Source organism: Klebsiella sp. Shm-1, from assembly GCF_040804525.1.
Classification (GTDB): Bacteria; Pseudomonadota; Gammaproteobacteria; order Enterobacterales; family Enterobacteriaceae; genus Klebsiella; species Klebsiella pneumoniae.
In genome coordinates this window covers 3,348,197-3,362,802 of sequence record NZ_CP161823.1, presented here as the reverse complement: position 1 = coordinate 3,362,802, position 14,606 = coordinate 3,348,197, and the positions used below count along the sequence as shown (strand labels likewise).

The following is a 14,606-nucleotide window of genomic DNA, read 5'->3' as shown; positions in this document are numbered from 1 at the left end:
CCGCAAGGCGCATAGTCAGCGCAGCGGCTACGGAAATATGACGGGTATGAATCGCCGAAGTAGTTTTGGCGCATTGCCCGGGACACACACGGCCATGCCGCGTGACAGGCGCAAACGTAAAGGGGAGTGACAGAACGATGGGCGTTATCTGACTCTTATTATTCCCAAACGGCGGCGGGGCAACAGGCAGAAGCTACTCTACCGCGCAATTATACCATCCTGACGCAAAATGTGCTGAAAACATTTTATTATCCGCCAGGAAATAGCACCCGCGGCACCCAAAATCGCTCGGGCAGTCGGTAGCCGCGTAATACCGACAGATAGTCCAGATAATCGCGGCGGGGAATATCCACTGCGCCTAATGACGCGGTATGGTTGTTCAGTACCTGACAGTCAATTAATTTACCGCCGCTGTGCGCAAAGTCCTGGCAAAATACCAGCAGCGCGGTTTTGGAGGCATTTTCCGCCCGGCTAAACATCGATTCGCCGCAAAACAGCGCTCCCTGCGCTACGCCGTACATTCCTCCCACCAGGGTATTCTCCTGCCAGACTTCAATGGAGTGGGCATGACCCAGCTCATGCAGCTGGTGATAGGCGCGAACGATACTGCTGGTTATCCAGGTGCCTTCGTCACGATCGCTGGCGCAGCCCTCAATCACTTCGCCAAAGGCGTGGTTGAGCGTGACCCGGTAGGGCGAACGCTGATGGAAGCGCTTCATGCTGCGGCTGAGATGGAATTGCTCTGGCCAAAGTACCGCCCGGGGGTCGGGCGACCACCAGAGGATCGGGTCGCCAGGGGAAAACCAGGGAAAAATACCACGCTGATAGGCCATCAGCAGCCGCGCGGGGCTCAGATCGCCGCCGAGCGCCAGCAGGCCATTAGGTTCTCGCAAGGCGCCTTCCGGAGAGGGGAAGGCGATAGAGTGCCGGGAGAGCTGAACCAGACGCATTTTAACCTCAATACGCATCAGCAAAAATTAGATAATAGAATAGCCTACAGACGCTGTTTAAACTGGAAGTACCGGCCCTGTTTAGCGAGCAGCTCCGCGTGACTACCTTGCTCAATTATCTGGCCGTTGTCCATGACTATTATCTGATTAAAACCCGCCAGGCCCCGCAGGCGATGGGTCACCATCAGCACGGTTTTGTCGCGCATGACATCTGCCAGTAGATGCAGGATCTGGCTTTCGGTGGCCGCATCCAGACCTTCTGTCGGTTCATCGAGCAGCATCAGCGGCGCATCGTGGAGCAGCGCGCGGGCAATGGCCAGTCGGCGCAGTTCGCCGCCGGAGAGCTGACGCCCGCCTTCGCCCAGCCAGCCGTTAAGACCACCATCTTGCAGCAGTTTTTCGAGGCCCACCTTCTCAAGGGTAGCGCTGAGATGAGCGTCATCCGCTTCAGGCGCCGCCAGCAGCAGGTTGTCGCGCAGGGTGGCGCTGAACAGGTGCACGCGCTGCGGCACTACGCTCATTACCTGCCGAAGAGTGGCTTCGCTGAGGCCGGAGAGCGGCTGATTGTTGAGCAGAATCTCTCCCTGTGACGGGTCCCAGGCGCGGGTAAGCAACTGCAACAGCGTCGATTTTCCGCAGCCGGTCCGGCCAAGAATGGCGATGTGCTCTCCGGCGGCAATCTGCAGGGAAATATTCTCCAGGGCAGGGGAGGGCTGCTGAGGATAGCGGAAGGTGACCTCCTGAAGCGTTAGGGCCACCTGCGCTGGCGGACTGGCTTCATCTTCGACAAAGGTGACCTCCGGCTGCTGGTCGGTAATCTGCGAGATCCGCCGCGCGGAGGCGATCACTTGGCCTAAATGCTGGAAAGCGCCAGTGACTGGCGCCAGGGCTTCAAAAGCCGCCAGCGCGCAGAATACGAATAGCGCGATCAGCGCCCCGGGCTGACTATTGCCGCCGACGCCGTCTGAGGCCAGCCAGAGCATGGCCACCACGGCGATGCCACCGATTAACAGCATTACCGCCTGCGAAAGCGCGGTCAGCTCGGCCTGGCGCCGCTGTGCATCCTGCCAGCTCAGCTCGGTCTTTTCCATTTGTGCGCGGTAGCGGTCGCTGGCGTTAAATACCATCAGCTCCGCCTGACCCTGCAGCCAGGCGGTGAGCTGTTGGCGATACTGGCCGCGCAGCTGCGTCATACTTTCGCCGGCTGGCTTACCTGCGCGATAGAACAGCGGCGGCATAACCAGCAGGGTCGCCAGCATGATACCGCCGAGCGTCAGCGCGAGGGTGACGTCGAGCAGACTTAATCCGCAGGTGACGACCACAATCACCACCAGCGCGCCGACCAGCGGCGAAATGACCCGCAGGTAGAGATGATCCAGGGTGTCAACGTCGGCTACCACCCGGTTGAGCAGCTCACCCTGGCGAAAGCGCGCCAGCCCCGCCGGAGAGAGGGGGAGCAGTTTGCTGAAGGTGAAAACGCGCAGGTGCTGCAGCACGCGAAAGGTAGCGTCGTGGCTGACCAGGCGCTCAAAGTAGCGCCCGGCGGTACGGATAATTGCCGCGCCGCGAACGCCCGCGGCAGGCAGCATATAGTTAAAACTGTAGGTCCCGGCGACGCCCACCACCGCTGAGGCGGAGAGGAACCAGCCGGAGAGCGTCAGCAGGCCGATGCTGGCCAGCAGGGTCACAATGGCCAGCACGACGCCAAGCAGCAGCATCCATTTATGGCGTTTATAGAGCGCCAGATAGGGTAAAAGTGCGCGCATTTAAATCTCCTCCTGACGATGGGCCAGCAGCGCCGAGAAGACCCCACCAGCACGGGCCAGCGTGGCGTAGTCGCCTTGTTCGATAATCTGTCCGTCCTGCATCACCCAGACGTCGTCCCAGTCGGCCAGCCCCTCGAGCTGGTGGGTGACCAGCAGCGTGGTTTGCTCACTGGAAGCGTGGGTCAGGGCCTGCATGACTCGCTGTTCGCTATGGGCGTCAAGGCTGGCGGCAGGTTCATCCAGCAGCAGCAGGCGGCACGGCACCAACAGCGCGCGGGCGACCGCGATACGCTGCGCCTGGCCTACCGACAGACGACCCGCCTGATCGCCTACGGCGGTATGGATCCCCTGCGGCAGCAGGGCGATAAACTCGCTGACCCAGGCCTTGTCCAGCGCCAGCCTAAGCTGTGCTTCGCTAGCTTCGGGCCACGCCAGCAGCACGTTTTCCCGCAGCGTGGCGGCAGGCAACTGCGGATTCTGTCCTACCCAGCTCAGCAGGCGGCGCCAGCGCTCAGCGTCCAGCTCGCGCAGCTCTACGCCGTTGACCATCAGCGACCCCTCATAGGGCAGAAAGCCGAGCAGTGTATTCAGCAAAGAGCTTTTCCCGGATCCGCTCTGGCCGACCAGCACCACGCGAGCGCCGGCGGGCAGCGCAAAATTAAGCGGCCCCGCCAGAACTTTACCTTCCGGAGATTTGATCACCAGGTCGCGCGCTTCCACGCTAATCAGATCGTTGTCATTTAACGTTTTCTCGCCACGCTCTACCTGGGTCAGCGGCGTTTCCATAAACGTTTTCAGGCTGTCTGCGGCGCCCACGGCCTGAGCTTTGGCATGGTAGAAGGTACCCAGGTCACGTAACGGCTGGAAAAATTCCGGGGCGAGGATCAGCGTCAGGAATCCCGCCATCAGCGTGACGCCCGCGCCATAGTGGCCGAAGTTCAGCTCGCCAAGGTAAGAAAAGCCAAAATACACCGCTACCAGCGCAATGGAGAGGGAGGTGAAAAACTCCAGAACCCCGGAGGAGAGGAAGGCCAGACGCAGGACTTCCATGGTGCGTTGGCGAAAATCCTGCGAGGCGTCGCGAATATTATCGGTTTCTGCCTGACCGCGATGAAAAATACGCAGGGTTTCCATGCCGCGCAGGCGGTCGAGGAAGTGGCCGCTGAGGCGGGCCAGCGCCTGGAAGTTACGCCGGTTGGCGTCGGCGGCGCCCATCCCGACCAGCGCCATGAAAAGCGGGATCAGCGGGGCGGTGCCGAGAAGGATTAGCGCGGCGGCCCAGTTAATCGGAAAAATAGTAATAACGATCAGCAGCGGTACGCAGGCCGCCAGCGTCATCTGGGGCAGGTAGCGGGCATAATAGTCGTGCATGTCGTCGATTTGCTCAAGAATAAGCGTTGCCCAGCTGCCGGCCGGTTTGCCCTGGATCCACGCCGGGCCTGCCTGCTGGAGGCGGTCAAGAACCTGGCGGCGAATTTCATAGCGAATATGCTGCCCGGCCTGAAAGCCGACCCGCTCACGCAGCCAGACCACCCAGGCGCGTAGTACAAAGATCAGCACCAGCAGCGTGAGCGGCAGCAGCAGGGCGGTCGCTGGAATATTCTCCATTACCATCCGATGCAGGATCCGCGCCAGGAACCAGGCCTGCGCCACGATCAGCAGACCGCTCGCCACGCCAAGCAGGCGGGAAATCATCAACCAGCGACGGGAGATAATGCTTTGCTGTTTTAACCAGCGGGTTAACTCTTGTTGACGGGTTTTATTCATTGCGCGCTTTGCAGGTGTCGTTATCGGAGTATTGGGCACGGCAATGTTACATCGCAGCAAAAATAAAGGCGACTTTTCGTCGCCTTCTTTACCTTTGTTACTGACTTGTAAAGATTATTTGCAAGCGTCAGCCAAACCGTCGAGGTAACGCTCCGCATCCAGCGCCGCCATGCAGCCGGTGCCCGCAGAAGTGATGGCCTGACGATAGATATGGTCCATGACATCGCCGGCGGCGAACACGCCCGGGATGCTGGTCTGGGTCGCATTGCCGTGGATACCGGACTGCACTTTGATGTAGCCGTTCTCCAGCTCCAGCTGGCCCTCAAAGATGGCGGTGTTCGGGCTGTGGCCGATGGCGACAAATAAACCAGCCACTTCCAGGGACTCGACATTGTCGCTGTTTTTGGTATCGCGCAGGCGCAGGCCGCTGACGCCCATCTGGTCGCCGGTCACCTCTTCGAGGGTACGATCGGTATGCAGCACGATGTTGCCGCTTGCCACTTTATCCATCAGGCGTTTGATGAGGATTTTTTCCGCACGGAAGGAATCGCGACGGTGGATCAGGTGTACCTCAGAGGCGATATTCGACAGATACAGAGCCTCTTCCACTGCGGTGTTGCCGCCGCCGATCACCGCCACTTTCTGGTTGCGATAGAAGAATCCGTCGCAGGTAGCGCACGCGGAAACGCCGCGGCCTTTGAAGGCTTCTTCGGAAGGCAGGCCCAGATAACGGGCGGAAGCGCCGGTGGCGATGATCAGCGCGTCACAGGTGTACTCGCCGCTGTCGCCTGTCAGACGGAAAGGGCGGTTTTGCAAATCGACGCGGCTGATATGGTCGAAAATGATCTCGGTTTCAAATTTTGCGGCATGCTCGTGCATGCGCTCCATCAGCAGCGGACCGGTGAGATCGTTCGGATCGCCTGGCCAGTTTTCCACTTCCGTCGTGGTGGTCAGCTGACCGCCTTTTTCCATCCCGGTGATCAGCACCGGCTGCAGGTTGGCGCGTGCGGCATAGACCGCCGCGGTGTATCCCGCAGGTCCAGAACCAAGGATAAGCAGTTTACTGTGTTTGGCTGTGCCCATGAGATCCCCATAATAATTGGCATACATTGGGCTGGGATTGTAGGGAATTTGTTGTCGTAAAAAAAGAGCACAGCGATTTTGTTAACGATGTGTGCAATAGAAGCTGCCAATGAATTGGTGATTTTCCCGGCAAGGAATATAACTATTTCTACTGTCGGCGGGACAATTATAAGACGAAAAAATGAGAATCAACCAGGGCGGATGATGAATATCTGGCATCTTGTACTAAAAATCGATGTTTTGCTTTGACAATCACCTGTGCTTTTGCGAAAACATTCAAGGAAGAAGAAAAGCAGTATTTAGCGTGCGGCGAATTTTCATGCACGCAAATGCCATTTTTATCCGGGTTAACGAAATCTACGCATGGTGTGGACAGACGCCATGCGTGATGTCGGTGACTGCCGTCAGGCAACGGGCTTCTCACGTACCCCTGGGTTACCCAATGTCGTACGGGTGATAACAGGATGGGCTCTGGCAGTGAAGGCTCAGAGCCGGAACAGGAGTAGGGAAGGAATACAGAGAGACAATAATAATGGTAGATAGCAAGAAGCGCCCTGGCAAAGATCTCGACCGCATTGATCGTAACATCCTGAATGAATTGCAAAAAGATGGGCGAATTTCTAACGTCGAGCTTTCTAAACGGGTGGGACTTTCTCCGACGCCTTGCCTTGAGCGTGTGCGTCGTCTTGAAAGACAGGGTTTTATTCAGGGCTATACGGCGCTGCTCAACCCGCATTATCTGGATGCATCACTTCTGGTATTTGTTGAGATTACTCTGAATCGTGGCGCACCGGATGTGTTTGAGCAATTTAACGCCGCAGTGCAAAAACTTGAAGAAATTCAAGAGTGTCATCTGGTTTCCGGTGATTTCGACTATCTGTTGAAAACCCGTGTACCGGATATGTCAGCGTATCGTAAATTACTGGGCGAGACCTTGCTGCGCCTGCCGGGCGTTAACGACACCCGTACCTATGTGGTAATGGAAGAAGTCAAGCAAAGTAATCGTCTGGTTATTAAGACGCGCTAACACGGAACAGGTGCAAACTCGACGTAGTTTGATTACACTCCTGTTAATCCATACAGCAACAGTGCCGGGGAGACCCGGCGCTGTTGTCCGTTTTAGCAGCAGGCAGGAAACAGCCTGATACCTGGAGAGCCTTTCTTGAGCCAGGAATACACCGAAGACAAAGAAGTCAAACTAACCAAACTCAGCAGCGGGCGCCGACTCCTTGAGGCGATGCTCATCCTTTGCTCCCTCTTCGCCATCTGGCTGATGGCGGCACTACTGAGCTTTAACCCCTCGGACCCCAGCTGGTCGCAAACGGCATGGCATGAGCCTATTCATAATTTAGGCGGCGCCCCCGGCGCGTGGCTTGCCGATACCCTCTTTTTCATTTTTGGCGTCATGGCCTACACCATCCCGGTGATCATCATCGGCGGATGCTGGTTTGCCTGGCGGCATCAGGAAAACGACGAATACATTGATTATTTTGCCGTTTCCCTTCGCCTCATCGGTGCGTTAGCCCTGATCCTGACCTCCTGTGGTCTGGCGGCGATTAACGCCGATGATATCTGGTACTTCGCTTCCGGCGGGGTGATCGGCAGCCTGCTGAGCACCACGCTGCAACCCCTGCTGCACAGCAGCGGCGGCACCATCGCCCTGTTGTGTATCTGGGCGGCCGGGCTGACGCTGTTCACCGGCTGGTCGTGGGTCAGCATTGCGGAAAAGCTGGGCGGCGGCATCCTGTCCGTTCTCACCTTTGCCAGCAACCGTACCCGTCGGGATGATACCTGGGTCGATGAAGGCGAATACGAAGACGACGAGGAAGAGTACGACGACGAAGAGGCGGCCAGGCCGCAGGAATCGCGTCGCGCCCGTATCTTACGCAGCGCGCTGGCGCGGCGTAAGCGTCTGGCCGAGAAGTTTACCAACCCTATGGGGCGTAAAACCGACGCTGCGCTTTTCTCCGGCAAACGGATGGATGACGGCGAAGAGGTGGTGCAATACAGCGCCAGCGGGGCCCCTGTTGCCGCCGACGATGTACTGTTTTCCGGCGCCAGCGCCGCGCGTCCCGCAGAGGATGATGTGCTGTTCTCCGGCGCCAGCGCCGTGCGCCCGGGCGATTTCGACCCTTACGATCCGTTGTTGAATGGCCACAGTATCGCTGAGCCGGTAAGCGCAGCGGCGGCGGCTACTGCCGCGCCGCAGGCGTGGGCAGAATCACCGGTGGGCCATCACGGCGCTGCGCCAGCTTATCAGCCGGAAGCCAGCTATCCGCCGCAGCAGGCCTATCAGCCTGAACCCGCTCCGTTCCAGCAGGCTGCTTATCAGCCGCCAGCGGGGCAAACCGCACCGCAGGCGTATCAGCCTGAGCCAGCGCCGTATCAACAGCCGGTTTACGATCCGCGTGCCGGTCAACCTGCGCCGCAGGCCTATCAGCCTGAGCCAGCGCCGTATCAGCAGCCGGCTTACGATCCGCGTGCCGGTCAACCTGCGCCGCAGGTCTATCAGCCGGAGCCAGCGCCGTATCAGCAGCCGGCTTACGATCCGCATGCCGGTCAACCTGCACCGCAGGCCTATCAGCCGGAGCCAGCGCCGTATCAGCAGCCGGCTTACGATCCGTATGCCGGTCAACCTGCGCCGCAGGCCTATCAGCCTGAGCCAGCGCCGTATCAGCAGCCAACTTACGATCCCTATGCCGGTCAGCCTGCGCCTCAGACCTATCAGCAGCCGGCTTACGATCCGAATGCCGGTCAGCCTGCGCCTCAGACCTATCAGCAGCCAGCTTACGATCCGCATGCCGGCCAGCCCGCGCCGCAGCCGTATCAGCCGGAGCCAGCGGCGTATCAGCCGCAAAGCGCGCCAGTTCCCCCACCGGAGCCAGAGCCCGAGGTCGTGCAGGAGGAAGTGAAACGTCCGCCGCTCTATTATTTCGAGGAAGTGGAAGAGAAGCGGGCGCGCGAACGCGAGCTGTTGGCCTCCTGGTATCAGCCAATTCCTGAGCCGGAAAGTCCGATTGCCACTAAACCGCTGACGCCGCCGACCACTGCGTCCAAACCGCCAGTGGAGACAACCGTAGTCTCTGCGGTAGCGGCTGGGGTGCATCAGGCTACCGCCGCCAGCGGCGGCGCGGCGGCAACAACCTCGTCCACTGCCGCATCCGCTGCGGCTACGCCATTGTTCAGCCCGGCGTCCAGCGGCCCACGGGTTCAGGTGAAAGAGGGCATCGGTCCAAAACTACCGCGGCCCAATCGCGTGCGTGTTCCTACGCGTCGGGAACTGGCCTCCTACGGCATCAAGCTACCGTCGCAGCGGGAGGCGGAACAGCGCGCGCGGCAGGCGGAGCGCGATCCGCATTATGATGATGAGCTGCTCTCGGATGAGGAAGCGGATGCTATGGAGCAGGATGAACTGGCTCGCCAGTTCGCCGCCACCCAGCAGCAGCGCTACGGTCATCGCTGGGAAGACGATAACGTGACTGATGACGATGAGGCCGACGCCGCGGCGGAAGCGGAGCTGGCGCGTCAGTTTGCCGCTACCCAGCAGCAGCGGTACGCTACCGAGCAGCCGCCGGGCGCCAACCCGTTCTCGCCGGCAGATTATGAATTCTCGCCGATGAAAACGTTGGTCAATGACGGCCCGAGCGAACCGCTGTTTACGCCGACGCCGGAAGTCCAGCCGCAGCAGCCGGCCCAGCGCTATCAACAACCGGCGGCCGCTCCGCAGCAGGGTTATCAACCTGCGCAGCATCAGCCGATACACCATCAGCCTGTGCCGCCGCAGCCGCAATCCTATCCGACTGCGTCGCAGCCCGTGCAGCCGCAACAACCGGTTGCCCCTCAGGGGCATCAGCCTGCCGCCCCTGCGCCGCAGGAGAGCCTGATCCACCCGCTGCTGATGCGCAATGGCGATAGTCGACCGCTGCAAAAGCCGACCACGCCACTGCCGTCGCTGGATCTGCTTACCCCGCCGCCGAGTGAAGTCGAGCCGGTGGATACCTTTGCTCTCGAGCAGATGGCACGCCTGGTGGAAGCGCGACTCGCCGATTTCCGCATTAAAGCGGATGTGGTGAACTACTCACCGGGGCCGGTGATCACCCGCTTCGAACTGAATCTGGCGCCTGGCGTTAAGGCCGCACGGATCTCTAACCTGTCACGGGACCTGGCGCGATCGCTGTCAACGGTCGCCGTGCGCGTGGTGGAGGTGATCCCGGGCAAACCGTATGTCGGGCTTGAGCTGCCGAATAAAAAACGCCAGACCGTCTACCTGCGTGAAGTGCTCGACAACGCCAAGTTCCGTGATAACCCATCTCCGCTCACCGTGGTGCTGGGTAAAGACATCGCTGGCGATCCGGTAGTAGCCGATCTGGCGAAAATGCCGCATCTGCTGGTGGCCGGTACCACCGGTTCCGGTAAGTCTGTTGGCGTCAACGCCATGATCCTCAGCATGCTCTACAAGGCGCAGCCGGAAGATGTGCGTTTCATTATGATCGACCCGAAAATGCTCGAGCTGTCGGTCTACGAAGGAATTCCGCACCTGCTGACGGAAGTGGTCACCGACATGAAAGACGCCGCCAATGCGCTGCGCTGGAGCGTCAATGAGATGGAGCGCCGCTACAAGCTGATGTCGGCGCTGGGCGTGCGTAACCTGGCGGGCTACAACGAGAAGATCGCCGAAGCCGCGCGCATGGGACGTCCGATCCCGGATCCGTACTGGAAGCCTGGCGACAGCATGGACGCCGTACATCCGGTGCTGGAAAAACTGCCGTACATCGTGGTGCTGGTGGATGAATTCGCCGATCTGATGATGACCGTCGGCAAAAAGGTGGAAGAGCTGATCGCTCGCCTGGCGCAGAAAGCGCGCGCGGCGGGGATCCACCTGGTGCTGGCGACACAGCGTCCGTCGGTAGATGTTATTACCGGCCTGATTAAGGCCAACATCCCGACGCGCATCGCCTTTACCGTGTCGAGTAAAATTGACTCACGTACCATTCTCGATCAGGGCGGCGCGGAATCGCTGCTGGGTATGGGGGATATGCTTTACTCCGGGCCGAACTCTACCACGCCGGTGCGTGTCCACGGGGCGTTTGTGCGCGACCAGGAAGTCCACGCCGTGGTTCAGGACTGGAAAGCCCGCGGTCGCCCGCAATATGTGGATGGCATTACCTCCGACAGCGAAAGCGAAGGCGGCGGTGGCGGCTTCGACGGCGGGGAAGAGCTGGATCCGTTGTTCGATCAGGCAGTCAACTTTGTGACCGAGAAGCGCAAAGCGTCGATTTCCGGGGTTCAGCGTCAGTTCCGCATCGGCTATAACCGTGCCGCGCGTATTATCGAACAGATGGAAGCGCAGGGTATCGTCAGCGAGCAGGGCCATAACGGTAACCGCGAAGTGCTGGCGCCGCCGCCCTTTGAATGAGTGCAAAGTTGGGTAAATAAGCGCAAAATCAGCCAATTCTTCTGTCCCACCGCCGCCGGCGGTCCTACAGTAGGGGCAGAAGAGGCTCCCGCGTCGGGAGTGACGCACATTAAGGAAGAACAATGAAAAAACTCGCAATCACCTGTGCATTACTGTCTGGTATGGTCGTCAGCCAGGTCTGGGCAGATGCGGCCAGCGACTTAAAAAGCCGTCTTGATAAAGTGAGCAGCTTCCATGCCAGCTTCACGCAAAAAGTTACCGACGGCAGCGGTAACGCCGTGCAGGACGGGCAGGGAGACCTGTGGGTGAAACGCCCGAACCTGTTTAACTGGCATATGACCCAGCCGGATGAGAGCGTCCTCGTTTCGGATGGTAAAACGCTGTGGTTCTATAACCCGTTCGTCGAGCAGGCCACGGCGACCTGGCTGAAAGACGCTACCAGCAACACGCCGTTTATGCTGATTGCCCGCAACCAGTCCAGCGACTGGCAGCAATATAATATCAAGCAAAATGGCGATGATTTTGTGCTGACGCCAAAAAGCGGCAGCGGCAACCTCAAGCAGTTCACGATCAACGTCGGTCGGGACGGCACTATCCATCAGTTCAGCGCCGTCGAGCAGGATGATCAGCGCAGCAGCTATCAGCTGAAATCGCAGCAGAACGGCGCCGTCGACGCAGCTAAGTTCACCTTTACGCCGCCGAAAGGGGTGACGGTGGACGATCAACGTAAGTAGAGGCGAAAGTGAGCAATCTGTCGCTCGATTTTTCCGACAACGCGTTTCAACCTCTGGCCGCTCGCATGCGGCCAGAAAATTTAGCGCAGTATATTGGCCAGCAGCACCTGCTGGCGCCGGGTAAACCCCTGCCGCGGGCCATTGAGGCCGGGCACCTGCATTCGATGATCCTCTGGGGGCCGCCGGGTACCGGCAAGACCACTCTGGCGGAAGTGATTGCCCGCTACGCCAGCGCCGATGTCGAACGGATCTCAGCGGTAACCTCCGGGGTGAAAGAGATTCGCGAGGCTATTGAGCGCGCGCGGCAAAATCGCAACGCCGGCCGGCGGACCATCCTGTTTGTTGACGAAGTGCATCGCTTTAATAAAAGCCAGCAGGATGCCTTTCTGCCGCATATTGAAGACGGCACCATTACTTTTATTGGCGCGACCACCGAAAACCCCTCCTTTGAGCTTAACTCGGCGCTGCTCTCCCGCGCCCGCGTCTACTTACTGAAATCGCTGACCACCGACGATATCGAGCAGGTGCTTGACCAGGCGATGAACGATAAAACCCGCGGCTACGGCGGCCAGGATATCGTTTTGCCGGATGAGACCCGCAGGGCCATTGCCGAGCTAGTGAACGGCGACGCGCGGCGAGCGCTGAATACCCTGGAAATGATGGCCGATATGGCCGAAAGCGATGACTCGGGCAAGCGGGTGCTGAAGGCGGAACTGCTGACCGAGATCGCCGGCGAGCGCAGCGCGCGCTTTGATAATAAAGGCGACCGGTTCTACGATTTGATTTCCGCCCTGCATAAGTCGGTGCGCGGTAGCGCGCCGGATGCGGCACTTTACTGGTACGCGCGGATCATCACCGCCGGCGGCGATCCGCTGTACGTTGCCCGCCGCTGTCTGGCGATTGCCTCGGAAGATGTCGGCAACGCCGACCCGCGGGCGATGCAGGTCGCCATTTCGGCGTGGGACTGCTTTACCCGCGTCGGGCCGGCGGAAGGCGAACGGGCGATTGCCCAGGCCATTGTCTATCTGGCCTGCGCGCCGAAAAGCAACGCGGTGTACACCGCCTTCAAAGCGGCGCTGGCCGACGCGCGGGATCGTCCTGACTACGACGTTCCGGTGCATCTGCGCAATGCGCCGACGAAGCTGATGAAAGAGATGGGCTACGGCCAGGAGTATCGTTACGCTCATGACGAACCCAACGCCTACGCCGCCGGCGAGCAGTACTTCCCGCAGGAAATGGCGCAAACGCGCTATTATCACCCGACAAACCGGGGGCTTGAGGGCAAAATTGGCGAAAAGCTCGCCTGGCTCGCTGAACAGGATCAAAATAGCCCGATAAAACGCTACCGCTAATTGAGGCGTTGCGGTAAGGTTATTACACTATTTCCGTGGTCGTAGTCTGCGGCCACTTTTCTTTTTTAATTCGATAAGCACAGGATAAGCATGCTCGATCCCAATCTGCTGCGTACCGAGCCAGACGCAGTCGCAGAAAAACTGGCACGCCGGGGCTTTAAGCTGGATGTAGATAAACTTCGCGCGCTTGAAGAGCGTCGTAAAGTTCTGCAGGTGCAAACGGAAAACCTGCAGGCGGAGCGTAACTCCCGATCGAAATCCATTGGCCAGGCGAAAGCGCGCGGGGAAGACATCGAGCCATTACGCCTGGAAGTTAACAAGCTTGGCGAACAACTGGATGCTGCAAAATCCGAGCTGGAAACGCTGCTGGCGGAAATTCGCGATATCGCGCTGGCGATCCCGAATATTCCTCATGATGATGTGCCGGTTGGTCGCGACGAAAACGACAACGTTGAAGTTAGCCGCTGGGGTACGCCGCGTCAGTTCGATTTTGAGGTGCGCGATCATGTTACGCTGGGTGAAATGCACGGGGGGCTGGATTTTGCCGCCGCCGTTAAGCTCACCGGCTCGCGCTTCGTGGTGATGAAAGGGCAGCTGGCCCGTCTGCACCGCGCCCTGGCGCAGTTCATGCTGGATCTGCACACCGAACAGCATGGCTACAGCGAAAACTATGTCCCGTACCTGGTAAACCAGGATACCCTGTATGGCACTGGCCAGCTGCCGAAATTCGCCGGCGACCTGTTCCATACCCGTCCGCTGGAAGAGGAGGCTGACAGCAGCAACTACGCGCTGATCCCGACGGCGGAAGTGCCGCTGACCAACCTGGTGCGCGATGAAATCATCGACGAAGACGATCTGCCGATCAAAATGACCGCCCATACGCCGTGCTTCCGCTCTGAAGCCGGTTCCTATGGCCGCGACACCCGCGGTCTGATCCGTATGCACCAGTTCGATAAAGTTGAAATGGTGCAGATCGTCCGCCCGGAAGACTCTATGGCCGCGCTGGAAGAGATGACCGGTCACGCCGAGAAAGTGCTGCAGCTGCTGGGCCTGCCGTACCGTAAGGTCGCGCTGTGCACCGGCGATATGGGCTTCAGCGCCTGCAAAACCTATGACCTCGAAGTATGGGTTCCGGCGCAAAACACTTATCGTGAGATCTCCTCCTGCTCCAACGTCTGGGATTTCCAGGCGCGTCGTATGCAGGCTCGCTGCCGCAGCAAGTCCGATAAGAAGACCCGTCTCGTTCATACCCTGAATGGTTCTGGCCTGGCAGTAGGTCGTACCCTGGTGGCGCTGATGGAAAACTATCAGCAGGCTGATGGCCGTATCGAGATCCCGGAAGTGCTGCGCCCGTATATGCGTGGCCTCGAATATATCGGCTAAACTTCTCACTCCTTCTTTTAAAAGCGCCTGCGGGCGCTTTTTTTACGCCCTTATTGATACCGGGCAATAATCCTTGCCGCGAATGCAGTGATACTCCCTTTGGATTAAACCAGCATAAAAAACCAATAATATCGCAAAGCATTATATATATGTCT

Annotated in this window: 9 protein-coding genes; 5 read left to right on the top strand and 4 right to left on the bottom strand. The window is 59.1% G+C overall.

The window, feature by feature from the left end; genetic code table 11:
* Positions 1 to 248 precede the first annotated feature (248 nt).
* From aat to trxB, 4 genes are all read right to left on the bottom strand, one after another.
* Positions 249 to 950, bottom strand: a complete 702-nt coding sequence (gene aat / locus AB1E37_RS16545) for a leucyl/phenylalanyl-tRNA--protein transferase (RefSeq protein ID WP_002898014.1) — start codon at positions 948 to 950, stop codon at positions 249 to 251.
* Positions 951 to 994: 44 nt separating this feature from the next.
* On the bottom strand, positions 995 to 2,716 hold the full coding sequence (gene cydC / locus AB1E37_RS16540; protein ID WP_032447456.1) for a cysteine/glutathione ABC transporter ATP-binding protein/permease CydC: 1,722 nt from the start codon (positions 2,714 to 2,716) through the stop codon (positions 995 to 997).
* Complete coding sequence (gene cydD / locus AB1E37_RS16535; protein WP_002898017.1) at positions 2,717 to 4,483, bottom strand: cysteine/glutathione ABC transporter permease/ATP-binding protein CydD; 1,767 nt, start codon at positions 4,481 to 4,483, stop codon at positions 2,717 to 2,719.
* A gap of 114 nt (positions 4,484 to 4,597) precedes the next feature.
* A complete protein-coding gene (trxB, locus tag AB1E37_RS16530) occupies positions 4,598 to 5,566 on the bottom strand; it encodes a thioredoxin-disulfide reductase (RefSeq protein ID WP_002898019.1) in 969 nt (322 codons plus the stop codon).
* 532 nt (positions 5,567 to 6,098) lie between these two features.
* On the opposite strand from trxB, the gene lrp reads away from it, so the two are divergent.
* The 5 genes from lrp (at position 6,099) to serS (ending at position 14,451) form a co-directional block, all read left to right on the top strand.
* Entirely contained in the window at positions 6,099 to 6,593 is a 495-nt protein-coding gene (gene lrp, locus AB1E37_RS16525) for a leucine-responsive transcriptional regulator Lrp (protein ID WP_000228469.1), read from the top strand.
* A gap of 135 nt (positions 6,594 to 6,728) precedes the next feature.
* Entirely contained in the window at positions 6,729 to 10,982 is a 4,254-nt protein-coding gene (ftsK, locus tag AB1E37_RS16520; RefSeq protein WP_058343169.1) for a DNA translocase FtsK, read from the top strand.
* A gap of 122 nt (positions 10,983 to 11,104) precedes the next feature.
* Complete coding sequence (gene lolA, locus AB1E37_RS16515) at positions 11,105 to 11,716, top strand: outer membrane lipoprotein chaperone LolA (RefSeq protein WP_002898132.1); 612 nt, start codon at positions 11,105 to 11,107, stop codon at positions 11,714 to 11,716.
* 8 nt (positions 11,717 to 11,724) lie between these two features.
* Positions 11,725 to 13,068, top strand: a complete 1,344-nt coding sequence (rarA, locus tag AB1E37_RS16510; protein WP_004224013.1) for a replication-associated recombination protein RarA — start codon at positions 11,725 to 11,727, stop codon at positions 13,066 to 13,068.
* A 90-nt stretch (positions 13,069 to 13,158) separates the two neighbouring features.
* Complete coding sequence (gene serS / locus AB1E37_RS16505) at positions 13,159 to 14,451, top strand: serine--tRNA ligase (RefSeq protein WP_002898139.1); 1,293 nt, start codon at positions 13,159 to 13,161, stop codon at positions 14,449 to 14,451.
* Positions 14,452 to 14,606: the final 155 nt, after the last annotated feature.

Bases quoted from the DNA above. Each gene is read 5' to 3' on its own strand.
- aat (WP_002898014.1), bottom strand. From the start codon at position 950: ATGCGTCTGGTTCAGCTCTCCCGGCACTCTATCGCCTTCCCCTCTCCG.
- cydC (WP_032447456.1), bottom strand. From the start codon at position 2,716: ATGCGCGCACTTTTACCCTATCTGGCGCTCTATAAACGCCATAAATGG.
- cydD (WP_002898017.1), bottom strand. From the start codon at position 4,483: ATGAATAAAACCCGTCAACAAGAGTTAACCCGCTGGTTAAAACAGCAA.
- trxB (WP_002898019.1), bottom strand. From the start codon at position 5,566: ATGGGCACAGCCAAACACAGTAAACTGCTTATCCTTGGTTCTGGACCT.
- lrp (WP_000228469.1), top strand. From the start codon at position 6,099: ATGGTAGATAGCAAGAAGCGCCCTGGCAAAGATCTCGACCGCATTGAT.
- lolA (WP_002898132.1), top strand. From the start codon at position 11,105: ATGAAAAAACTCGCAATCACCTGTGCATTACTGTCTGGTATGGTCGTC.
- serS (WP_002898139.1), top strand. From the start codon at position 13,159: ATGCTCGATCCCAATCTGCTGCGTACCGAGCCAGACGCAGTCGCAGAA.